Source organism: Bacillus sp. H1a, assembly GCF_000633475.1.
Classification (GTDB): domain Bacteria; phylum Bacillota; class Bacilli; order Bacillales; family Bacillaceae_G; genus Bacillus_A; species Bacillus_A paramycoides.
In genome coordinates this window covers 1-23,295 of sequence record NZ_AYMH01000013.1, presented here as the reverse complement: position 1 = coordinate 23,295, position 23,295 = coordinate 1, and the positions used below count along the sequence as shown (strand labels likewise).

Here is a 23,295-nt window from a genome sequence, read left to right as displayed (position 1 = left end):
CATATGAAATTTCTAAAAAACGATCAAGTTGCCGTTTTTGCTCTAGGTGGACTTGGTGAAATCGGTAAAAATACATATGCTGTTCAATTTCAAGATGAAATTATTATAATTGATGCTGGAATTAAGTTTCCAGAAGACGAACTTCTCGGAATCGATTATGTAATACCAGATTACACTTATTTTGTGCAAAACGAAGATAAAATTAAAGGATTATTCATTACACATGGTCACGAAGATCATATCGGTGGAATCCCTTACCTATTACGTCAAGTGAACATTCCAATTTACGGCGGTAAATTAGCAATTGCGCTAATAAAAAACAAATTAGAAGAGCACGGATTACTTCGTAAAGCGAAACTTTATGAAATTCAAGAAGATGATGTTATTAAATTTAAAAAGACATCTGTTTCCTTCTTCCGTACAACTCACAGTATTCCAGATTCATACGGAGTTGTTGTAAAAACACCTCAAGGACAAGTCGTTCATACTGGTGATTTCAAGTTCGATTTCACACCAGTCGGTGAGCCAGCAGATTTAACTAAAATGGCCGAAATCGGAAAAGACGGTGTACTTTGTCTCCTATCTGATAGTACAAACAGTGAAGTTCCGAACTTTACGATGTCTGAACGCCGCGTTGGTGATAGTATTCAAGATATATTCCGCAAAGTAGAAGGTCGTATTATATTCGCAACCTTTGCATCGAATATACATCGCTTACAACAAGTTGTTGAGGCTGCTGTTGAAAACAATCGTAAAGTGGCTGTTTTCGGTCGAAGTATGGAAGCTGCTATTGAAATCGGACAAAACCTTGGTTATATACGATGTCCAAAGGATACATTCATAGATACATCTCAGCTAAACCGCCTACCAGCTAATAAAGTTGTTATTTTATGTACAGGTAGTCAAGGTGAGCCGATGGCAGCACTTTCACGTATTGCTAATGGTACACATCGTCAAATTCAAATTATCCCTGGCGATACAGTTGTTTTCTCTTCTTCACCAATTCCAGGCAATACAATTAGCGTAAGTCGTACAATTAACATGTTGTACCGCGCTGGCGCTGATGTAATCCATGGTAAACTCTCAAATATTCATACGAGTGGACACGGTGGACAAGAAGAACAGAAGTTGATGCTACGTCTTATTAAGCCGAAATATTTCATGCCAATTCATGGTGAGTATCGTATGCAACGTATGCATATGAAATTAGCTAATGATTGTGGTATTCCAGAAGAAAATTGTTTCATTATGGATAATGGAGATGTTCTTGCTTTACGTTCTGACGAAGCAAGCGTAGCTGGAAAAATCCCATCTAGTTCTGTCTATATCGATGGAAACGGTATTGGAGATATCGGTAATATCGTATTACGTGATCGTCGCATTCTTTCTGAAGAAGGGCTTGTAATTGTAGTTGTAAGCATTGATATGAAAGAATTTAAAGTTGCAGCAGGACCTGATATCATCTCACGTGGTTTCGTTTATATGCGTGAAAGCAGCGATTTAATCAATGATGCACAAACATTAATTACAACACATTTAGAAAAAGTAATGGAGCGAAAAACAACACAATGGTCTGAAATTAAAAATGAGATTACAGACACATTAGCACCATTCCTATACGAAAAAACGAAACGTCGTCCAATGATTTTACCAATCATTATGGAAATATAAGAAAAAGGACAATGCCTTCTTGGCATTGTCCTTTTCTCTTATCTTAAAAAATGCTTAAAACGATCTACTTCATCGTCATGACCAATTACAATTAATATATCTCCTGCTTGAATATTTTCTGTAGCTCGAGGAGATACGATAACTTCTTTGCCACGTTTAATTGCTACAATATTCAAACCAAACTTCGCACGAATGTCTAATTCAATTAAAGAGTGCCCATCAATTTTCTTATTTGCAATAATCTCTACAATACTATGCTCATCTGAAAGCTCTAGGTAATCTAACACATTACTTGATGCAATATTATTAGCAATCCTTTTTCCCATATCTCGTTCTGGATGCACAATATGATCTGCCCCTATTTTACTTAACACTTTTTCATGGTAGTCATTTTGAGCTTTCACAGTAATATTTTTCACACCTAATTCTTTCAAAATTAACGTTGTTAAAATACTTGAATTTAAATTATCTCCAATAGCAACGACCACATGGTCAAAGTTACGGATACCAAGACTTTTTAATACCATCTCATCTGTTGAATCCGCAATTACAGCATGCGAAGCAATATTTGCAAACTCATTAATTTTATCTTCATCTGAATCAATTGCCATTACTTCCATACCTAATTGCGCTAGTTCACGGCAAATACTTCCACCAAAACGCCCAAGCCCAATGACAGCAAATTCTTTCTCTTTTTCACTCACAGGAATTCCTCCAATAACATCAAGTACTATGTGATTTTATTGTAACATACTTTATATTTGCTACAAAAACCTGTATATAATCCTTATTTTTGTTTTTGCATATAAAAATACTGTTGCAAATAAAATACGATACTGAAAATTAACATACCGAATACAAATATATTCCCAAACGAACTAAACGTTTCAAAAACGAACAATAATGTTTCTTGTCCAAAAAAAGCAAATAAAAGTTGTGTAAATGCAAATAACAGTGCCAATATGTAATGATGTTGATGGAATAAATAATGCGTTGCACCTAAAAAAGCTATAAACGAAACAATGAAGATCCACCAAGTTTCTAAAAACAGTTGCCAATTAGAAAATTGATATCCATTTACTAATATCGCAATAATCCCTATAACCGCCATTGTTGGCACACTCCATAATAATGCACGTCCTCTAAAGAAGCGTGTACCTTTTGTATCTCCTTTTTCATTTGCAATGTATGTTAGCACGACAGTACTTATATACAAAACAGAGAGGATTGTTAAAACAATGATAAGCCAAAAATGTAATTGATAATATTCATGTTCTATATTCGTCACGATCGCAGCGAGCATACATGGAATTAACATGCCTGTCCAACCATCTATTTTTCTTTCATTCCAAAACACCGTATTACCAATCCGAATTCCTAATAGCATAAAAATAATGATACCTAGTACAAATAATGTAGTCTTATTCCCTACTAAACTAGTTGAGAAAGCAATTAATCCAATAAATAAAAAAAGAACAAATCCATTCATAATTTCTAGTACAGGTGATAAATATCTTTTCACCCATTTATATGTTTCTTCATATTCACTATTATTCGCTAAACGATAGGCGTAAAAACTTATCCCAAAATAAACCGCCGCAATAATAACATATGCATATAAGACGAAACATAAAATCGCACTGCTAATTTGCACGTAATTCCCCACCCTTTTTTCTATGTATCACATTGATTTTACACACTTTTTATACTAAAAGTAAACATATATAAGGTAGTTAAACAATTATCTTCCCTATTAGCGAGAATTAATAATGAGCAGCGGCTTCCCCCTACTCATTATTAATACGCTAAATTTAACTTCATCCATTTGTATGAAGTTGTCTAACACTAACAAATATGAAAGGTGTTTTCGTCTCGGAACTAAGAGGCGCCTACTCTAAACTTTTGCAAAGTTAGCAAGTAAGTTTACTTTCTATTTCCTTTCCACTTCACATATTGATCTAAAAATGCAATTGCTTGCTCAATAGCTTCTTCGTCTGGTTTTAATTTCGCATGATGTAAACCATGTTCTGAATTTACTCCAAGCCAAAACATAAATCCAGGTATCTCTCGAAGCATATAGCCAAAATCTTCACCTGTCATTGCCTCAGTACATGTAATGACATCCATATCTGTTTGTTCACCTACAAATTGCATAAACTCTCTCGTTAACTCTTCATGGTTATACACCTGATGATACATTGCTCCATAGTCAATAACAGCTTCGCATTGGAAAGAAGCTTCTATACCCGCGACAATTGCCTCAATTCGACTTTTAACACGTCTCATTGACTCAACGGATAGTGTACGAATCGTTCCTTCTAAACGAGATTTTTCCGCGATGATGTTTTGAACTGTACCGCCTGTGATTTTCCCAATTGTAATTACAGCACTGTCAAGAGGATTCACATTACGACTAATAACTGATTGAAGTTGTGTAACAAGATGACTTGCTGCAACAATCATATCATTTGCTGTATGCGGATATGCAGCATGTCCACCTTTCCCTTTTAAATCAACATATAACTCTGATGTATTTGCAAATAATAACCCCTCTTTAGTTGCAATTGTCCCCACAGGGTATTCAGGCGCAATATGAAGACCAAGAATTATATTCGGCTTCCATTCTTTTAGTTCTTCGCTTTCTAACATAGGAAGAGCACCGCCTGGCCCTTCTTCTGCTGGTTGGAATATAAACACAATATCGTCATCTATTCTTTCGCTTACAGCTGCTGTTAGAAGTCCTAAACCGATTGTCGTATGCAAATCATGCCCACATGCATGCATCATTCCTTCATGAACGGAAGTAAACTCATACCCTGTTTCCTCTGTAATTGGTAAACCATCTATATCCGCGCGATAGCCTATTATTTTCTCTGGTTTTTTCCCATTTACTTTAACGATTACACCTGTCTTCCATGTCTTCACTTCCAAATATTCATTAGGGAGCGTTCCTATGTAATCTAAAATATATTGTTGTGTTTTCCACTCTTTAAACCCAATTTCCGGGATCTTATGTAAATCTCTACGAACTTTGACAAATTTACTTACTGTCATTTTTGCACCTCTATCTATAAAAAGCGTAAGAGCCCATTTATGCTCTTACGCTTTTTGTTTTTTATTTCTCTGGGTTTAATTGACGAAGCTCTTGTTTAATTTCAGTTTTTGCTTTTGTCTTCTCATCAATTTCTTTAATTACACGTGCTGGAGTTCCCGCAACAACTGTATATGGAGGCACATCTTCTGTTACAACAGCTCCTGCTGCTACAACTGCACCTTTACCTACTGTTACACCTTCTAAAACAACTACATTTGCACCAATTACAACATCATCTTCAACGATAACTGGTTTTGCAGAAGGCGGCTCAATAACACCTGCAAGTACAGCACCTGCACCTACGTGACAATTTTTACCAACCGTTGCGCGTCCACCAAGTACTGCATTCATGTCGATCATAGAACCTTCACCAATTACAGCACCGATGTTAATTGTTGCATTCATCATGATAACTGCATTGTCACCAATTTCAACATGATCACGAATAATCGCACCTGGCTCGATACGAGCTTTAATACCTTTTAAATCAAGCATCGGAATTGCAGAATTACGACGGTCGTTTTCTACAACATAATCAACAATGTGCTTTTCATTCGCATCAAGAATTGTCTTAATTTCAGACCATTCTCCGAATAATACACCAGATTTTTTATTTACAAATGCTTGTACTGTTTCAGGGAATGTTACTTCTTTTAAATCCCCTTTTATGTATACCTTTACAGGAGTTTTCTTTTCACTTTTTTGAATAAACGAAATAATTTCGTTAGCGTCCATCATTTTCATTCTTGTTGCCTCCTAAATCCATTTATAATGTTACTCTACCAAACGATAGGGCCAGTAGCAAGACAATAATCTTATTTTTCCATTTGAATTTCTTCTATAATTTCTAAAAATGCTTGCACTTGCTTCAATTGTCTTGCTGAGTCGCTCGTCAATAACCATGTTTCTCTCGTTAATTGAACAGGTGTTTTATACATATTTTCCTGCACTTCTTTTAAAACCGTCGAAGGTAAAAGAGCATAACCTATACCATTTAAAACGAGCTGTTTGCACGTTTCAATTTGGTCAACTACAATCGTCCGTTTAGGTGGATTGGAAAATAACCCATACCACCAATTTTGTATTTGTCCATAGTAGGTCGAGTCACTTTTAAATTGAATAAATGGTCTATTCGTCTCTTTTAACATCGAAATATCTTTTATTTCTTTATCAACTAAATATAATTCGTCTTCAAACAATTGTTGCTTTTGTCCTTTATATTCTTGTGATCCTCTTAATATAGCGACGTGAACGTCCCCTTCATAAAATTGCTTTTGAACTTCACTACTCCAGCCAGTGAACAGAGATATCTTCACAGAAGGATACTTATGCACAAATTTTTTCAAAACAGGCGGAAGCCAATATTGACCAATGACTGACGCAACAGCTATCTTTAGCGTCCCGTAAGTTTCTGTTCTAAAAACAGCCAGTTCACTTTTTATATCCTCTTCCTTTTGCAACATTTCTTTTGCATAATTTGCGACTTTTTCCCCTTCAGGTGTAATTGTCAATCCTTTTTGTGAACGGATAAAAAATTTCATTCCCCATTGTTTCTCCATAGATTGTAATCGTTGGCTAAGCGCAGGTTGGGAAACAAATAAACGTTCCGCCGCTTTTCTCATATTTGATTCCTGAGCTAACACAACCATCATTTGAAAATCATCAATTTGCAACTTTCTCCCTCTTTCCTTAGCTTCCATACACCTAATTTCAATAAGCTTTTCATCCTTAATTTAATTAAATACTTTTATACAGAAGAACGATTTTTCAGCTCAAACTTTTCTTATGTTTTATGTCTTTTTAAATATAATACATACACAACTGATATGCACGAAAAAAAGTGACTTCTTCTTTTCTATGAAGTCACTTTTTTCACGTTATCGATTATGCTGTCTCACTTTTTTATTCAACAATTTTAAAATAGCTCGACGTGTTAAAATCCCCTCGAAGTACCCTTCTTCATTGACAGCGCAAATAAAAGGATGATCAATTGTCATTTCTAAAGCTTTTGCAAAGGAATCTTCTAACATAAGAACTGGAATATCTTCCTTCATCACTTGTTCCACTTTCATATTCTCAAGTCTTTCAAACTCAATGCGCTCTAACCCTAAAATACCGTCTAAAATCATAGCAGTACTAATTAACCCATGTAATTTATACATAGGATCTAGAACAGGAATCGCCGAATATCCAGATTTCACAAGAACGAGTAAAGCATGTTCTAAACCATTCCCTATTTGGACATGTGCCACCTTCTCTGATGAAATCATTAAATCCTTCACAAGAATTTGTTGAAACTCGTCTTTCGGAATACTAATCATGTTACATCCCCCATCTTTCCTTTTTCCTGCTAATATTCTCGATCCTATTCACATTTTATGATAGCGTTTTCATATTATTATTTTGTCCTTACGTTATTCTAATAAAAATAAAGATACACAGCTATTTTAGCATACAACACAAAAAAAAGACTACCATTCCGGTAGCGCTTAATACCCTTTATTTTTTAATCGGTAAAATAATCTTGTTATTTTTTTATATTGTGTCACATCTGTCTTTTTTAAACCATTCTCAATATCTGTAAGCTCCACAGCTAAAATTTCGCTCGCGTAATTTTGCTGAAACAGAATATCTAGTAATAAACTTTCTTCTTCTTTTGTTAAAATTAATTCCTTTTCCATATACTCCTCTCCTTACACTCGCATCGTCACCCTTATTATATAAAATTTTCAACCTATTTAATAGATGTAATATTCAGTTTTTGGAAATTGTATTTAAAAGCCGCAAATATATAGAAATCGTTTCGTACTATTTAGTATATCGATTTGCATAACTAAACGCCGCATAAGCATCCGGTTTAATTTTTGCGGTTAATCCCATTGCTTGAATTTTCATCGTCATATCTAAAATAAATTCTTTTGTTAAACCATCATTCCCGATATCTAAATGAATTTCCATTATGAACCCTGCCCCTTCTTGAGCGTATGGGTGCAATAAATCCCATATTGTTTGTATACGATTGGGAGTAAATAGACAGGCGATTTCTTGACTAAATTGTGTTTCTAAATATATTTTCTCACGCAATGTTGCTGGCTTGTTTTTTACTGATTTATGGTGCAAACATCCCCATGCTCCTTTTCCAACCCGATGAATATGTATCGCTGTAATAAACCTCGTATCCTTTTGATGCGCTTGTGAGTCTGTCCCAATAGATAATCGATATAAATTTCGTGGATCCTTTTCAATGAAACTGCAAATGCGGTTAAAGACCATATCAAAATTCAAATGTCTCTCTGAAACATTATAAAATGTATGCTCACCGTCCACATAGTCACGTCCTTTCAATTAGACAGACTTTTCGTATTCTCATTGTATGGGACAAAAACAAAAATTATAACTACTATCCTTTATTCGTTTCAATATTTCGAATTACATAATGACAAAACCTACACGTATAAATTACATTTTGATTAGACTGGGCGGTTAATACATGAATAATTTCAGCGTGATTGTGGCAATTCGGACAAATAACAATCGGTAAGCGTTCCATTCTTCACACCTCCTATTTTATATTTACTACCATTGTAGGAAAAACAAAAAGTTCCTATACATGTACGTTTGTAAAAACTCCTTTATATGATCGGGACTAAAAATGCGATTTTCACTACCTGTATAGCTTTTTAAGTAATATAACTAAAAAAGGTACTACCATTTGGCAGTACCTTTTTTATATGTATCAAGAAATGATATCGTAAATCTCAATTGCAACCATGTCGATGTTATCGAATTGATACACTTGAGGTTTTTCACCTTGTTGATACACTTCTAACTCATACATTTCACTTTTATCGAAAAATTTCACGCTACATTTGCGCTCACCGTTCACTTCAAAATAGCGTTGTGCTACTTCACCGCTTTCAGCTTGTTCTTGTAGACTAACAAGTCGAGTTAAAATTCCTTGGAGTAGAGACATGAAATCTCTCCTTTCTCTAATCTTCCTACCAATAGGTTTTACAGCTATACTCATTCTATCCGTCATAACAGAAAAAATGTTCCACACTCTAGGATAAAGGTTCTTGGCCAGAAACTCAACTAAAATTTGTCGAAATACGAAGTAAAAAGAAGAAAGTTCATCTTTTCTCTTCTTTATTGCGATTTTTATACTGGCAGAATATAATAAAAAACAGAAAAAGGGAGGAATTACAATGAAAAAAATTGAGGTTTATACACAACCAGATTGTCCGCCATGTGTCATCGTGAAAGTATTTTTAAAACATAATAACGTTGCATATGCAGAATTTGACGTAAAAAAAGACGCTGCCGCTCGCAATCGCCTTTTATATGACTATGACTCCTATTCAACTCCAACAGTTGTAATTGACGGAGAAGTTGTCGCAGGTTTTCAAATCGAAAAATTACAGCAGTTATTAAATATAGAATAGGAATAGGAAGACACCTATTCCTATTTTTATAATTGTTGCAATCTTTTTATTTCAGTCAAAAGTTCCTGACTTTCATGATACCCTGCTAATTTCCATTTCCCGTTGTCCTTTTGCAATGTCACAATTTGATATTGTCCACTTTTCGCCCGCTCATATACATATAAATTTTTATGCTCTTCATCATAAGACATTTTTGTTTCTGAATTAAAGGAGAAAGGAGCTTCTTTTGCCGGAAGTAAATATTCGCCACTCTGCTTATCATTTCTACTGTTTTCATCTGTAAAAACTTGAAGGAAATTATCTGTAAAATACGGTGATAACGTCTCTATCATCCTATTCATTGGCAAATGCTTCCCACGGATTGAAAATTGTGTCTCATACCCTTTTTGTATCGTTGTAAATACTTCTTTCCGATCAACTTTTACTTCTTCTTTTCCTAAAACAGTTGTGACACTATAGCCAACTAGAAAGGCAACACATACAAATAGAACAAACCATATTCCATATTTCCTCATTTTTTCACCTTCCCTTTAAAGAGCTTGTCTTTGTAGTATTCATTGTAACAATGATTATGCAAAGAAAGGGATGATTTCGTTCGTAAAATCTTTACAACGATAGACAGCATTTTCATCATCATTTTCACTATTACCAATTTATGATAAAAACAAACAAAAAAATGCACGAATCTCTTCGTGCATTAAAATAAAACATCTTCTTCATATAAATATTCATAAGATAAATCTATAAATAAAAAGTTTTCATCATCAATTGGGAAAGAAAATGTTCGTACCATTTCACCAGTTTCGATATCAGCATATAAATCTGAAAGTCTTGCCTTATTCTCAAAACGCATTTTCATTATATTCTCTAAAAAATACGGGCGCCAACTCCAGTTCTTCATATAATACTCTGGCATAATGATCCATTCACCATCTTTTTTCATGATATTACCCGATTGCTGAAAACCATCTTCATTACAAATAAATATCCGAAAACTATATTGTGATACGCTTTGGCTAAATTGTAATAACCAATCATTTATATCTTCATTCTTTTTTTGTTTGGATAAAACATCTCCAATTTGATTACGTAACATCTCTGTTAAATTATAAATTTTTTGTAATTTCTTCTTTTCATGCTGAATAAATTGATGACATTCATTACCAAGTCGCTCTTTTAAAACATTTGTTTCAATAAAATCTGGTAAACATTCTTTCAAATAATTACCTTGATAATATCTACCACCGTTTTTCCAAGCATATTGCAGTTGATAAAAAGCATCTATTTCTTCATATAACAATGTTGCACCAATTCTTCTTGCAAGTAATGATAGGGAATATAAAATATCTTGATAAGATTGTAAAAGTGCAGTTTGCCTTAAATTTGTTAAATCTACTTTTAAAATATCTGGCGCTAATACGCTAATACGCTCTAAGTTACTTGTACCTGTTCCAACTTTATTAATCGAAATTTGAATACCGTATGTACGATAATACATAAGTAAATGATTAAATTGTTCTATATCTTCTTTACATTCATGTTCTGTTATCTCTAAAACAATGCATTTCAAGTTTAAACCTTGCTTTTCATACATCAACAAAAGTTGAAGTAAACTTTCGTCTTCATCATTCATTAATACATTAGCATTCCGATGTATAAATAATAATAATTTTTGATCGCTTTCTAAATACCTATGTAAAGCTTTTTCTACAATAATGTTATCTGCTTCAAGTTGGAACTCACTCGGAATAGAATCATCATGAAAGAAAGAGGCTAAACTTTGTATGCCCTCTTCTGTTTGAATACGTCCTACGACTTCATATCCAATTACTGTATGCTCATCAGCACTAAAAATAGCTTGATAATAAGGAAGGACTTTATCCAAGTTACTCATTACATCTAATGCATCTATCAACGTGCTTCCCTCCCTTTACTTTTCAAAATTATAACACGATATTTACGGAAAAATAATAAAAAATCCCTTCAGTGTTCCTGAAGGGATTAGAGGGGTAAAATGCTAAGGGGAATTAGCAATTCTACTATGAAGAAAAAAGAGGTCTTAAATATAACGTATATATCCCCTCTTGTAAACACTTTTCTTTCACATGTCACAATTTCGTCATATTTTACCGCGAAGAAATGAATAAATCATTCATTTTTCATCCCTTTTAAAATGGATATTGATGCAAATGTTGGCCACCATCCATTGTCATACAAGTTCCATTTATGTATGCAGCTTCATCTGAACATAAATAATAAGCTAGACCCGCAATTTCTTCTGGTGTACCCAGTCTACCAAGTGGAACACTTTGCAATGTACGCTTAGCCATTTCTTCTGAAATCCATAATTTATCGGCACCACCTGTGCGTTCAATTGGTCCTGGTGCGATAGCGTTAACTCGTATTCCATATTTACGTCCCCACTCAACAGCAAGCGTTTTCGTCATTGCTAATACTCCAGCCTTTGCTGCAGCTGAATGAATGACTCCTGGACCTGCATCCCATGCATATGTTGCCACCATGTTAATGATATTTCCTTTTATACCTTTCTCAATCCAATATTTCCCGACAGCTTGGCTACAATAGAACGTTCCATTTAATACAATATTAATGACCGCATTCCAGCCATTCACAGATAAATCCTCTGCTGGACAAATAAAATTTCCAGCTGCATTATTTATTAGAATATCAATTCGTCCAAACTTCTCATCAATATGTTCAATCATTCTTTGAATATCATCGGTATTGCGTACATCCATTTGTACAGGTAATACTTGCCCTGGGAACTGTTCAATCTCTAGCCTTGTTTCTTCTAGCTTTTCTTTCGTACGCCCTGTAATAACAACTCGTGCCCCTTCTTTTGCAAAGCGAGTCGCCATTCCTTTTCCCATTCCACTCGATCCACCTGTTATAATAACTACTTTTTCTTTCAATTACATCCCCTCCCAAAAATGAATACACATTCATTTTATCATTTAATTTGATAGAAATCTTTATATTTTTAAATTTTTCTGATATTTTAATGTAAAGAAATTTCTTTCTCTTCTATTTTCCTTAATCTATACTACTTTTCTCGAGTCTAAAATATATTTAAAAAAACAAACTGAAAGGAGATTCGAGTAACCTGTATATGGAATACATACATTTGCTGTAAACCTGATAGGTATACTCACATTATTATGAAGCAAATTACAAGAAGAAATTTTTTAAAAACCGGAATACGCACTTGTCTATATTCATTTATAACCGCTAGCATCGGCTATTATTATGCGAAATATATAGAACCACATTGCGTCTCTTTTACAAAACACACACTTAAATCACCTCTCATACCAAGAAGTTTTCACGGTATGAAGATCCTTCAATTTAGTGACTTACATCTTGGATACTATTTCTCACTCCAACACCTATCTCAAATCGTTTCCAAAATCAATGCCGAAAAGCCAGATATTGTCCTTTTTACTGGTGATCTCATTGACAATTACCAAACATATACTGAAGCTCCTTTTGTTGCATCCATTTTAAAAAATATAAAAGCACCATTCGGTAAATTTTCTATTTATGGAAATCACGACCACGGCGGATATGGAACCGAATACTATGATCACATCATGCGTGAATCTGGTTTTGAACTTTTACAAAATAAAGAAACACGAATTCGTTTATTGGATAATAGTGAAATTTCCATTTTTGGAATCGATGATATACTACTAGGCAAGCCAAAAATAGAGGAAACATTACAACATGCCCAGCAAAATATTTATACAATTGTTCTTGTTCACGAGCCAGATATCGCACCCAAAATCGCTACATATCCAATCAATCTTCAACTTTCTGGTCATAGCCACGGTGGACAAGTACAACTTCCTTTTTTAGGTGCTATTATTACCCCAGCCCTCGCGAAATACTACATTGAAGGTTTCTATAACCTTCGAAATTTGACTCTCTATGTCAATCGAGGTCTTGGAAGAACACGTGTCCCATTCCGCTTTATGGCTAAACCTGAAATTACGCTTTTTACCCTACAACATTCGTAACATATATTTGCCTATTTTCTTATACATCCTTTCTTGTACGCGCTCATCCACGCTTGGTTCACCATATGATAAAAGTGAGTCCAGTAAAGGAGGTTTGTTCATGTATCCATATTATCAACCAGTCCCAGTTCGTTCAGCACCTATTGGTCCAGTAGGCGACTCACGCTTCTTTCCATTTTTCGGCGTTCCATTTCTAGCTGGAATTGCTGGAGGATTGCTCGGTGGAGCATTAGCTTTCGGTCCTAGACCGTTTTATCCGCCATATCCACCGCCTTTCCCACCACCAGCACCTTTTCCTTGTTACGGAGGGCCTTGTCAACAACCATTCTATTATTAATTTAAACCACCGAACCGATTCATCACACGCCTATAATAAAAACTATTCTCTCTACTCATTCTTCCATTTATGGAACATATGATAGAGAAAAAAGTAAAAACCTCTTAATTGCATTAAGAGGTTCTTACTATATTTTCATTATTCAGCGTCTGTATTTTGATACGCCATCTTAAATAAGTTCACTTGGCTATCAATTTCTTCTATACTACTATTAATTATGTAGTAATAGTCACCATCTTTATTTTGTTCACGTGTTTTCACGTTATCAGCTAAAATAAGCTGTAAAATTGCCTTTATTCTCGCTTTCATTTCAATATCTAAAATTGGGAAGGATATTTCTACTCGTTTTTCCATATTTCGCGTCATCAAATCAGCTGAAGATAAATATATTTTTTCATCGCCATTATGATGGAAATAATAAATACGACTATGTTCTAAATATCTTCCAACAACACTAACTACACGAATATTTTCACTTACATTTGGAATCCCAGGCCTTAAACAACATGTCCCTCTAACGATGAGCTCTACCTTTACCCCAGCTTGTGATGCTTCATACATTTTTTTTATTAATGGTTTATCTGTTAACGAATTCATCTTAGCGATAATATATCCATTTCCATATTGTCTATGATAACGGATTTCCTCATCTATTAAGTCCATAAATTGCTCTCTTATATCAAACGGTGCAACAGATAGATGATGAAAATGCGGTTTCGTTGTATAACCACTCAAATAATTAAAGAAATTCGTTGCATCTACACCAAAGTCTTTTCGCGATGTAATATATCCAAAATCAGTATACAACTTCGCTGTTGCATCATTATAATTTCCTGTTCCAAGATGTACAAACCTTTCGATTTTCCCGTTTTTTCTCCTTACAACAAGTGTGATTTTACTATGCGTTTTCAAGTGACTTACTCCGTAAATAACATGACATCCAGCCTGTTCCAGTTCTTTAGCCCAATGAACATTATTCTCTTCATCAAACCTCGCCTTTAATTCAACCAATACCGTCACTTGTTTTCCTTTTTCAGCCGCCACCTTCAAAGCCTGAATTATTGGGGAGTCTCCACTTACACGATATAATGTTTGTTTAATCGCAAGTACATTCGAATCCTCTGCCGCATCACGGACAAAATCAACGACTGGCTGAAACGACTCAAAGGGATGGTGTAATAAAATATCATGTTCTATCGCTTTTTCAAATACATCTTCCTCATCACCTAAATCTTGAGGAGGTTGAGGAATAAGGGCCGGATATACAAGATGCTCATATAAAGGCGCTAATTTTTTATATAAGGAGAATAAACATGTTAAATCTAACGGTCCATCCATCATGTACACATCTTCATCTTTTACTTCCAACACCTCATATAGTAACGCCAATACTCTTTCATCAATGTGTTCTTTACCGACCTCTAAACGAACGGCAGCTCCCCACTTACGCTTTTTCAATTCTTTTTCAATTACTTTTAATAAATCACGTGCACCTTCTTCATGAATTGTTAAATCCGCGTTACGTGTAATACGAAAACGAGTAACTGATGATACTTTATATCCTGTGAATAATTTATGGGTAAAACCACTAATTACATCTTCTAATAAAATAAATTTATGCTTTTGTCCCTCACTCGGTAAAAATATGAAACGCTCAAGTAATGAAGGTACTTGCACAATTCCTAACTTAGTTCGATTTTCTTCCTCAGCTTGCTTCTCATCATATAAAATAGTAGCTAAATTCAAACTTTTATTTAATAACATCGGAAATGGACGATACGCATCAATAGCTACAGGGGTTAAAACTGGAAATATTTGTTCATCGAAATACTCCTCGATAAATTCCCTTTGCTCTTTCGTCAAATCACGGAATGTTAAACGCTCAATCCCCTCTAGTTCAAGCGCTGGTAATACATAATTTTTAAACGTGTTATACTGCACAGTCATTAACTCATGAGCTTTTATCGCAATCTTATTTAACTGTTTCTTCGGTGTTAAACCTGCCTTATTTTCTGGTTGATTAAATCCGGCACTTACTTGATCTTTCAAACCTGCTACACGCACCATAAAAAATTCATCTAAATTTGAACTGAAAATACTAATAAACTTTAATCTTTCTAAAAGTGGATTATTTTCATCTTGTGCTTCTTGTAGTACACGTTCATTAAACGCTAGCCAGCTTAATTCACGATTATTATAATAAGCTGTATCATTTAAATTTACTAAATTCCCCTTTAGCAATTCCATTCTCTTCACACTTCCCTTTGAAACTTTTTTAATATAATTTAGTTCCTTTTATTTTATCAAATTACAATATTCTAAAGTGTTAATTTTTTGTAAAGACATCCGTACCATTTATTGTTTTAATTCGAATACTAAGTTAATATTCGTTTTTAATACTCTTTCTAGCTGTTTTTTTTGTTTTTCCGCTTGGACTTTTTCCGCTAATGCCGATTGTTCACATAAAATCCTGAATGTTAAACCTTCTTTACTTTCCGTTATATATATCGTTTCAATAAGCGGCCTTTGTCTCACATTTAAAGCAGCCGAAAATTGTAATACAGCCCCTAATAATCGAATTTTCTTTTGTTCACTTTTATCAAACCACCCTTCAAACAGTGCCAAATGCTGTTTAAATAACATTTTTGATTTATAAGAAGCTATAAGTGCTAATCTAACTCGATCTTTATGCATCATACCATCAATTGTTTTGTTGGCTAGTAAGTAAAACGTATGTAAACGGCTCGCTTCTTCATCTATATATTTTCCAATATTAAATACTTTCGCTGCTTGATGGAATATTTCCCAGTCTTTCGCTGACATAGAAATGAGTCCAGCTCCTTCAAGTTGTTTGCAGATTAATGTTCCTAGTTTAATAAGTTGAATAACAAATTCCATATCTAATTCGTATTCATATGATAATAAATGTAAACTTTCTTCCACTACATTCGGATAGTATGAAATCCCCAAATCTTTCGTTAATTCTTCATAGAAAATACCTTCTCTTAATCCTTTTTTGCTTAATACAAAAGCCGGTGCCTGTACAACATTAACAAGCATATGAAATACTTCGACAGCTGGAATAATTGTATCTGCTCGATCTTTTGCTAATCCTTCTAATTTTTGAAGTTCTATGAATGATAATTGTTTTAATTCATCTTTCACATTTTTAATATCTTCTTCTTTCATTTTGTATAAATGTAGTCCAGCTATAGGATAACAAATTAAATTTTGATGGATTTTCACCATGTTCCTCGCACTACCCCCAATTGCGATAAGAGGCAATTTTTTATCGATTATCCATGGTAGCGTTCGGAATTGACTACATAAATACCTTCTAATCTCATCTAACTCCTCTGTAGTAGGAATATCACCTTGAATAAATTGTTGCTTTAAAGAAAGTGCTCCAAAAGGAAAGCTGTGGTATTCTAAAATTTCTCTATTACGGAAGTATGTAACTTCTGTACTTCCCCCACCGATATCCACTGTAATTCCTTCTGAAAATGAAGTAGAATTCATAACTGCTAAATAGCCATAACGTGCTTCTTCATATTCTGATAAAACTCTAAGAGTAAAGTCTGTTTGTCCTTCAACAAGTTTTTTAATTTCATCTTGATTCTCAGCCTGTCTAATTGTTGCCGTTGCAACACAAAGTACGTGATGTAACTTATAGAAGCGTGTACTTTCTTGAAATTGAAATAATGTTTGTAACAACACTGCTATCCCCTCTTCAATTAATACACCATTGACTAAATAATTTCTTAGCCTAGCGACCACTTTCGTATTTTCAATCTCTTTATAAAAACCACCGTTTTGTTTTTCATAAATAACTAAACGCATTGTATTGGAGCCTATGTCTATAATGGCATATTGTTGTTTTAATATTTCTTTCAAACTTCTCACTCTTTCATTATCAAATTTCTAAAACATATTCTATCACTATTATACAAAATAGTTGTTTTTTGTAACAATATTGCTTTAATATTGAAAATATATACAATCACTTTTTGCATATAATAAAAACCTATTTTATTTATGTTATAATAAGGAAAACTTGAAAGGAGATTCAATATGAAACCTTCACAACCACAATCTCAATTACATAACCAACATTCTATTAATAGACTAGCTCAATCTATTTTCGTTGTGAATCGACATGCTAAAGCTGCAACTAATCCTAAGTACTTATACTGGTTAAAAAAGACTGCTTTAGAACGTCTCATTGCTGAAAAAAAAGCTATCAAAGAAGGATTACATTTTTCTAGAAATCCGCGTTTTAGTCAACAACAATCTGATGTTCTCATACGTTTAGGTGATTATTTTTTCCATATCCCTCCTACGAAAGATGATTTTCGCACCCTACCACATCTTGGTCATCTTGAATCCTCCTATCGAAATCCGAAAACAACCTTATCTTTAACAATTGCAAAAAAAACACTTCAAGATTATATTGGTCCGGAAGCAGTAAAACAAGAAAAAAAATTAAGCGAACCAGTTCCATGGTATAGCCGTACCTATACAAAAAAATAAAACAGTTTGGCCTAATATGGGCCAAACTGTTTTATTTTTTATCTTCTTTAATTTTAATATTTGCTTGCTTATAGAATGCAACTTTTTCTGTATTATATGCTTTTGTATATTCATTAAACTTATCTTTTTCTGTCTCAATATCTTTATAGGATTGGTTTACTGTCTTTACTTTCTCACTAATATCTTTTAATTTTGTCCCTTTATCTTGTAGCATTGTATACAATTCTTTTTCTTGCTTTAAAGATTTATTATAACTATCATACATTTTTTTAAATGAATCATGTCGTTTCTCATAAGTACTCTTTACTTTATCCGCCTGGTCTTTTAATTTGTTATCTTCAATTTTCTTCACATACTTATCAGCCGACTTCACTTCTTCTTGCGCTTTATTTAAAGCATCTTTTTCTTTAATAAGAACTTTTTCTCGTTCATCTGTATTTTTCACTGCTTGATCAAGCTTTTCCTTAACAACCTGATTATTATCTTTTCCTTCTTGAACAATTTGATTATATAATGCTTGTCCTTCTTTCTCTAATGATTCAAGCTTTTTTGCATCTTCAAACATTGTTTTTTCTTGCTTGGCAGCATTCTCAAATGCAACATATAGTTCCTCTTCTGGTTTCGGACCGAAACAACCAGCTAGTAAAGTCATTGATAATGCAGTTACAATTGCTAATTTATTATATTTCAACATCTTTTCCTCCTATTAATAAACGATCATCGCGCCAAAAATCCCATGCAAAATGTATAAATTCTTCATCTATTTCACCCTCACATCTTTTTACGAAGATCATCAATAATTATTTATCATGCTTGTACAGCTTCTCTCTTTTCTTGCACAAATTTAGTACTTAAAATTACGTCTTTCGTTTCTACATTTGTATTATTTAGTAGTTTCAAATTATGTAATAGCTTCAAACACAAAGGAATTTACCTCAGTTTTAATAACTGCAAGAACAACTATAATAATTCACCTGATAAAAGATGATCGTTGGTCTCTCACGTCTATCATTCCATCATTCCCTTTCCGCTTTCTATCAAATAATCTCTTTGTCCATTTTACACAGTACAAAGGTTATCTCGCAACAACTTACAAATATTCTTTTAATTTCCTAAAAAGGAAAAGTGTAGAGCTTATTTTCCTCTACACTTTTAAAATAAAACGCATTGTGCAAAATGCATTGACACATCCAACATAATTATATGCTGATTACATATATTTTTAAAGGTTTTGTTACAAAAAAATGTTTTTTGTAACAAAAAAACGAAAAAATGTTACAGGGAAATTTCTTTATATCATACTTCTTCAAATCAAGCTTTCACTCATCACCTTACGAATTTCTATAATTATACAATTGATTTTGTGCCTTTCTTAACAACTCTTCAAAAGTTTTTCCTTCTCCCGGATAACTAGCAGCGCCAAATAGTAAAGTAACACTTAGTAAATCATTTGCAATATATAAATAATAAAGACTGTAAAAAACGATCGCGAATCCATCTTTGCAATTACATCCTGGAGCGCAATCCACTCTGTAACTGCAACTGTATTTCCAAGTAATAACCCACTAATTTTCCCTTTATGTTTCAAGCTATCCCTCCTTTTTATACCAATATATATTTCTATAAAAATAATGTTTTTCTACAAAATAAAAAATGTACATATTCAATGCACATTTTCGCCTAAGCTTGTATACCTTTTCTATTCTATTTCATATATATACTATATATCGTTTTTAGAAAGGAGTGACATATATGCCTCAAAAAGAAAATCTATCAGATATTATGCGCTTACTAGCTGGTTTTTTATTATCATTAAAGCTACTATTTAAATCTTTCGGAATAAACTTCATTACAAACGATCAAATTGACGCTATAGTAAATGTTAGTTCATTTCTATTCATTCTATATGTTGGGTACAAAAATAACTATGTAGGAAAAAAAGGAATAGAACAAAAGAAATTACTCAAGAAACACAATCTTCATTAAAAAAGGAACCTTTCACTCAGGTTCCTTTTTATCATTGCCTTACAACCACTTCATTTGTTTGCAGTGGGCCATATGATACTCCTTTATATTGACATGTGTATGTAGCTTGAAATACTGAATTTGGAGGAGCTTTATCTTTATTTGCTTTTATTTTACAAATTAATTCCACTTTTTCATTTGGTGATAAATTATCGATTCGCCATCTTACGAGCTGAAATAAAAATTCACTTATCCCCTTATCTGTCTTTAAAGAATTGGGGATATACGCAAAATAGTCACGAATCATATGACTTACGACAACTCGTGAAATCATTTCAACTCCTTTATTTTCAACTTCAAGACGAATAATAAGTATATCATTGACATCAAAGGCTAGTTCATATGAAAATTTTTCTTTATACATACTACGGATTTGCAATGTGACGGCTACATTAGGAATTTCCGTTTCTTTTTTTGAACCATCAATCCACAAAACAGGCTGCAACGGTATAGAATACCTTCCTTGATCCAAAATTCGTTTCCATATTTTCATAATGTAAATTCACCTCATTCCAGATGTATCATCTATACAACTTTATTCTGCCTATCTACACAATAAATCACACAAAAAAATATTGGAACTTGTTACAAACCACATTAATTATTTCTCTTCCTTTTATCCTATTCGACAATATAAAGAAAAAACCATTTTTAATAGGTGACAGGGGCTATTCTTTATTAAATATTTTTTTACATTTTCCTTCATTGACTATGTAATAACGTCAAGTCTTACTGCCCGTAAATAGCTGGATAAGAGAATAATTTGGTGAAAGAAAAAGTTTGCCTTTTAGTCAAATTTGACTATAATATAATTTATGATTTCTAATCTTTATATCATGTCAGTGCAATTTTTTATAAATAACGCGGGAACGAGACAAACTGTACATGAAGTTTTTTATGCACTGCACCCAAAAACTTAAGTTAGTTTAATTTTTATTAAAGGAGGGCTATATTTGGAAACACAACTATCAAAAAAAGACTCAAGCAAAACAAAATTTGTTGTTGCTGGTTTATTGCTTGGTATTCTAATGGCAGCAATGGATAATACAATAGTCGCAACCGCGATGGCAACTATCGTCGGAGACCTAGGAGGGTTCGACAAATTCGTTTGGGTCACATCTGCATACATGGTAGCAACAATGGCCGGAATGCCTATTTTCGGTAAGCTGTCTGATATGTACGGACGAAAACGTTTTTATATTGGTGGACTAATTCTTTTCTTATTCGGTTCTGCCCTTTGCGGGACAGCATCAAGTATTGAACAACTAAGTATTTATAGAGCCATTCAAGGAATTGGTGGCGGCGCTCTTATGCCTATCGCATTTACAATTATGTATGATATATTCCCACCTGAAAAACGAGGGAAAATGACAGGACTATTTGGTGCTGTTTTCGGGACATCTAGTGTTTTTGGACCTTTATTAGGTGCATATATTACAGATTATATAAGCTGGCACTGGGTCTTCTATATTAATATTCCATTAGGACTTATCTCCTTCTTCTTCATTACTAAATACTACAACGAGTCTCTAGAATATCGAAAACAAAAAATTGACTGGGCTGGCGCCATTACACTGGTCATTAGTATCGTTTGTTTAATGTTTGCCCTAGAACTTGGCGGTAAAGAATATGCATGGAATTCTAATGTAATTATTGGTTTATTTACAGCAGTTGTTATTATGCTTATTATTTTCTTCTTCGTAGAAAGAAACGCGATTGAGCCTATTATTTCTTTCCATTTATTTAAAAAGCCTTTATTTGCAGCCAGCCAAGGGGTTGCCTTTTTCTATGGTGCAGCTTTTATCATCTGCACAGTTTATATTCCAATCTTCGTTCAAGGTGTTCTCGGTGGTTCGGCCTCAAATGCTGGATTAATTTTAACACCAATGATGGTAGGATCTGTAATCGGGAGTCAAACTGGTGGACAGTTAGCTTCACGAACAAGCTATCGTAACATTATGATGGTATCTGGAGCTTTCTTCGTTCTTGGTATTTATTTACTAAGCACCTTAACAATGGAAACACCTCGTACACTCGTAACAATGTTTATGATTCTCGCTGGACTTGGAGTTGGATTCTCCTTCTCAGTTTTAAGTATGGCATCTATTCACAAACTAGAAATGAGAGATCGCGGTTCTGCTACATCAACAAATTCATTCTTCCGTTCACTAGGAATGACCCTTGGTGTCACTATTTTCGGTACGATTCAAAATCATATCTTCACTGATAAATTAAAAGCAGTCTTTCCTCCTGAATTAGCAAAAATGGCACCAAAAGGTGGAGACACCAGCTTCTTATTATCACCAAACGCTACTGAAAAGCTACCACCTGAGATACTAAGCGGAATTAAGGATGCCCTTGCAACATCTATTGCTAATACATTTTTTTGGGCACTTATCCCAGCTATACTAAGTATAATCTGTATTTTACTTATGGGAAAAGAACGTCTTTTAACAGGACCAAAAACGAAACAAAAACAAAAACAAGTAAGCTAATATGGAAAAATGAAACGGTATATCCCTTTATGAAAGAGGATATACCGTTTATAATATGTATAAAATTTCTATATACAGGAGTTGAGACAGCATGAGTATGAAATTAGTCATTCTCGGCTTGCTACTCGAAGGGGATAAGCATCCATATGAAGTACAGCACATAATGAAAGAAAGACAAATGGATTGTTATATTAAATATGCCAAGGGATCACTATACTATGCCTTCGAGCAATTAGAAAAGCAAGGTGCAATTCGTGTTACAAATATTGTTCGAGATACGAATAGACCAGATAAAACAATCTTCCATATAACCGAGGAAGGAAAAAACCTTTTCCACACTTTATTATTAAAACAATTTGAAGCAAAAAATCAAATATATAAACCAATTTATTCAGCACTCTCTTTCGCTCACTTTAGTGACGAACAAGCACTAGTTCCTATTTTAGAAAAAAAGAGAGATGATACGGTTCAATACTTACATACAATACAAACAATATACGATCATAACAAACAAATAGTTCCTCGTGCCCAACTATATATTTTACAGAGCGTCATTGAGCATATTAATGTTGAATTGCGCTGGCTAAACACACTCCTAAAAGATGCAACTGCAAGTCGCCTTTCAGAAATAGGAGTAGAGACTGATTAAGTTTTTCTAAAAGAG

25 protein-coding genes and 1 pseudogene are annotated in these 23,295 nt (G+C 33.7%); 8 read left to right on the top strand and 18 right to left on the bottom strand.

Annotated features, from left to right (window positions below; translation table 11 throughout):
• Window positions 1-3: 3 nt before the first annotated feature.
• Window positions 4-1,671, top strand: coding sequence for a ribonuclease J1 (gene rnjA / locus U860_RS0105790; RefSeq protein ID WP_025147735.1), 1,668 nt, complete (start codon window positions 4-6; stop codon window positions 1,669-1,671).
• 38 nt (window positions 1,672-1,709) lie between these two features.
• Here rnjA and U860_RS0105785 read toward each other — a convergent pair whose 3' ends face one another.
• From U860_RS0105785 to U860_RS0105740, 10 genes are all read right to left on the bottom strand, one after another.
• On the bottom strand, window positions 1,710-2,375 hold the full coding sequence (locus tag U860_RS0105785) for a TrkA family potassium uptake protein (protein WP_001290442.1): 666 nt from the start codon (window positions 2,373-2,375) through the stop codon (window positions 1,710-1,712).
• Between the two features lie 83 nt (window positions 2,376-2,458).
• Entirely contained in the window at window positions 2,459-3,325 is an 867-nt protein-coding gene (locus U860_RS0105780) for a hypothetical protein (protein WP_025147734.1), read from the bottom strand.
• 269 nt (window positions 3,326-3,594) lie between these two features.
• Window positions 3,595-4,725: an N-acetyldiaminopimelate deacetylase gene (locus U860_RS0105775; RefSeq protein ID WP_025147733.1), complete on the bottom strand. Its 1,131-nt coding sequence runs from the start codon at window positions 4,723-4,725 to the stop codon at window positions 3,595-3,597.
• Window positions 4,726-4,786: 61 nt separating this feature from the next.
• A complete protein-coding gene (dapD, locus tag U860_RS0105770) occupies window positions 4,787-5,509 on the bottom strand; it encodes a 2,3,4,5-tetrahydropyridine-2,6-dicarboxylate N-acetyltransferase (protein WP_025147732.1) in 723 nt (240 codons plus the stop codon).
• Between the two features lie 71 nt (window positions 5,510-5,580).
• Window positions 5,581-6,465 (bottom strand): LysR family transcriptional regulator, encoded by an 885-nt coding sequence (locus U860_RS0105765; RefSeq protein ID WP_025147731.1) that lies wholly within the window; start codon window positions 6,463-6,465, stop codon window positions 5,581-5,583.
• Window positions 6,466-6,642: 177 nt separating this feature from the next.
• The gene (gene cbpB, locus U860_RS0105760) at window positions 6,643-7,086 is read right to left on the bottom strand and encodes a cyclic-di-AMP-binding protein CbpB (protein ID WP_002173221.1); all 444 of its coding nucleotides are present in this window, start codon (window positions 7,084-7,086) and stop codon (window positions 6,643-6,645) included.
• A gap of 168 nt (window positions 7,087-7,254) precedes the next feature.
• On the bottom strand, window positions 7,255-7,446 hold the full coding sequence (gene abbA / locus U860_RS0105755; protein WP_002173222.1) for an antirepressor AbbA: 192 nt from the start codon (window positions 7,444-7,446) through the stop codon (window positions 7,255-7,257).
• Between the two features lie 127 nt (window positions 7,447-7,573).
• Complete coding sequence (locus U860_RS0105750) at window positions 7,574-8,092, bottom strand: ribonuclease H-like YkuK family protein (RefSeq protein ID WP_025147730.1); 519 nt, start codon at window positions 8,090-8,092, stop codon at window positions 7,574-7,576.
• 73 nt (window positions 8,093-8,165) lie between these two features.
• Window positions 8,166-8,315: a hypothetical protein gene (locus U860_RS35775; RefSeq protein WP_033795377.1), complete on the bottom strand. Its 150-nt coding sequence runs from the start codon at window positions 8,313-8,315 to the stop codon at window positions 8,166-8,168.
• Between the two features lie 186 nt (window positions 8,316-8,501).
• Window positions 8,502-8,738 (bottom strand): YkuJ family protein, encoded by a 237-nt coding sequence (locus U860_RS0105740; protein ID WP_000055151.1) that lies wholly within the window; start codon window positions 8,736-8,738, stop codon window positions 8,502-8,504.
• Window positions 8,739-8,970: 232 nt separating this feature from the next.
• Between U860_RS0105740 and U860_RS0105735 the strand changes: the two genes are divergently transcribed.
• Window positions 8,971-9,207: a glutaredoxin family protein gene (locus U860_RS0105735; RefSeq protein ID WP_025147729.1), complete on the top strand. Its 237-nt coding sequence runs from the start codon at window positions 8,971-8,973 to the stop codon at window positions 9,205-9,207.
• A 26-nt stretch (window positions 9,208-9,233) separates the two neighbouring features.
• On the opposite strand, the gene U860_RS0105730 is transcribed toward U860_RS0105735, so the two are convergent.
• The 3 genes from U860_RS0105730 to fadH all read right to left on the bottom strand — a co-directional run bounded on the left by U860_RS0105730 (window position 9,234) and on the right by fadH (window position 12,140).
• Window positions 9,234-9,722, bottom strand: a complete 489-nt coding sequence (locus U860_RS0105730; RefSeq protein WP_002173226.1) for a DUF3993 domain-containing protein — start codon at window positions 9,720-9,722, stop codon at window positions 9,234-9,236.
• 182 nt (window positions 9,723-9,904) lie between these two features.
• Window positions 9,905-11,122: an EAL-associated domain-containing protein gene (locus U860_RS0105725; protein ID WP_025147728.1), complete on the bottom strand. Its 1,218-nt coding sequence runs from the start codon at window positions 11,120-11,122 to the stop codon at window positions 9,905-9,907.
• Window positions 11,123-11,375: 253 nt separating this feature from the next.
• Entirely contained in the window at window positions 11,376-12,140 is a 765-nt protein-coding gene (gene fadH / locus U860_RS0105720) for a 2,4-dienoyl-CoA reductase (protein ID WP_025147727.1), read from the bottom strand.
• A 246-nt stretch (window positions 12,141-12,386) separates the two neighbouring features.
• On the opposite strand from fadH, the gene U860_RS0105715 reads away from it, so the two are divergent.
• Window positions 12,387-13,244 (top strand): metallophosphoesterase, encoded by an 858-nt coding sequence (locus tag U860_RS0105715; RefSeq protein WP_025147726.1) that lies wholly within the window; start codon window positions 12,387-12,389, stop codon window positions 13,242-13,244.
• Between the two features lie 100 nt (window positions 13,245-13,344).
• Window positions 13,345-13,581, top strand: a complete 237-nt coding sequence (locus U860_RS0105710; RefSeq protein WP_002173230.1) for a hypothetical protein — start codon at window positions 13,345-13,347, stop codon at window positions 13,579-13,581.
• A gap of 138 nt (window positions 13,582-13,719) precedes the next feature.
• Here the strand turns inward: U860_RS0105710 and U860_RS0105705 are convergent, their stop codons facing one another.
• Complete coding sequence (locus tag U860_RS0105705) at window positions 13,720-15,828, bottom strand: polyphosphate kinase (RefSeq protein ID WP_025147725.1); 2,109 nt, start codon at window positions 15,826-15,828, stop codon at window positions 13,720-13,722.
• Between the two features lie 108 nt (window positions 15,829-15,936).
• Window positions 15,937-17,475, bottom strand: coding sequence for a Ppx/GppA family phosphatase (locus tag U860_RS0105700; RefSeq protein WP_025147724.1), 1,539 nt, complete (start codon window positions 17,473-17,475; stop codon window positions 15,937-15,939).
• A gap of 177 nt (window positions 17,476-17,652) precedes the next feature.
• On the opposite strand from U860_RS0105700, the gene U860_RS0105695 reads away from it, so the two are divergent.
• A complete protein-coding gene (locus U860_RS0105695) occupies window positions 17,653-18,111 on the top strand; it encodes a YkyB family protein (RefSeq protein ID WP_025147723.1) in 459 nt (152 codons plus the stop codon).
• A gap of 31 nt (window positions 18,112-18,142) precedes the next feature.
• Here the strand turns inward: U860_RS0105695 and U860_RS0105690 are convergent, their stop codons facing one another.
• Window positions 18,143-18,805 carry a YkyA family protein gene (locus tag U860_RS0105690; RefSeq protein ID WP_025147722.1) on the bottom strand — a complete coding sequence of 221 codons (663 nt, stop codon included), beginning with the start codon at window positions 18,803-18,805 and terminating at the stop codon, window positions 18,143-18,145.
• A 637-nt stretch (window positions 18,806-19,442) separates the two neighbouring features.
• Window positions 19,443-19,699 (bottom strand): annotated as a pseudogene (locus U860_RS32820) (hypothetical protein).
• Between the two features lie 164 nt (window positions 19,700-19,863).
• Here U860_RS32820 and U860_RS0105670 point away from each other — a divergent pair.
• Window positions 19,864-20,097 carry a phage holin gene (locus U860_RS0105670; protein ID WP_025147721.1) on the top strand — a complete coding sequence of 78 codons (234 nt, stop codon included), beginning with the start codon at window positions 19,864-19,866 and terminating at the stop codon, window positions 20,095-20,097.
• A gap of 31 nt (window positions 20,098-20,128) precedes the next feature.
• Here the strand turns inward: U860_RS0105670 and U860_RS0105665 are convergent, their stop codons facing one another.
• Entirely contained in the window at window positions 20,129-20,629 is a 501-nt protein-coding gene (locus U860_RS0105665) for a hypothetical protein (protein WP_025147720.1), read from the bottom strand.
• 460 nt (window positions 20,630-21,089) lie between these two features.
• On the opposite strand from U860_RS0105665, the gene U860_RS0105660 reads away from it, so the two are divergent.
• Both U860_RS0105660 and U860_RS0105655 read left to right on the top strand, forming a co-directional pair.
• Entirely contained in the window at window positions 21,090-22,631 is a 1,542-nt protein-coding gene (locus tag U860_RS0105660; RefSeq protein ID WP_025147719.1) for an MDR family MFS transporter, read from the top strand.
• Between the two features lie 91 nt (window positions 22,632-22,722).
• Complete coding sequence (locus tag U860_RS0105655) at window positions 22,723-23,280, top strand: PadR family transcriptional regulator (protein ID WP_025147718.1); 558 nt, start codon at window positions 22,723-22,725, stop codon at window positions 23,278-23,280.
• Window positions 23,281-23,295: the final 15 nt, after the last annotated feature.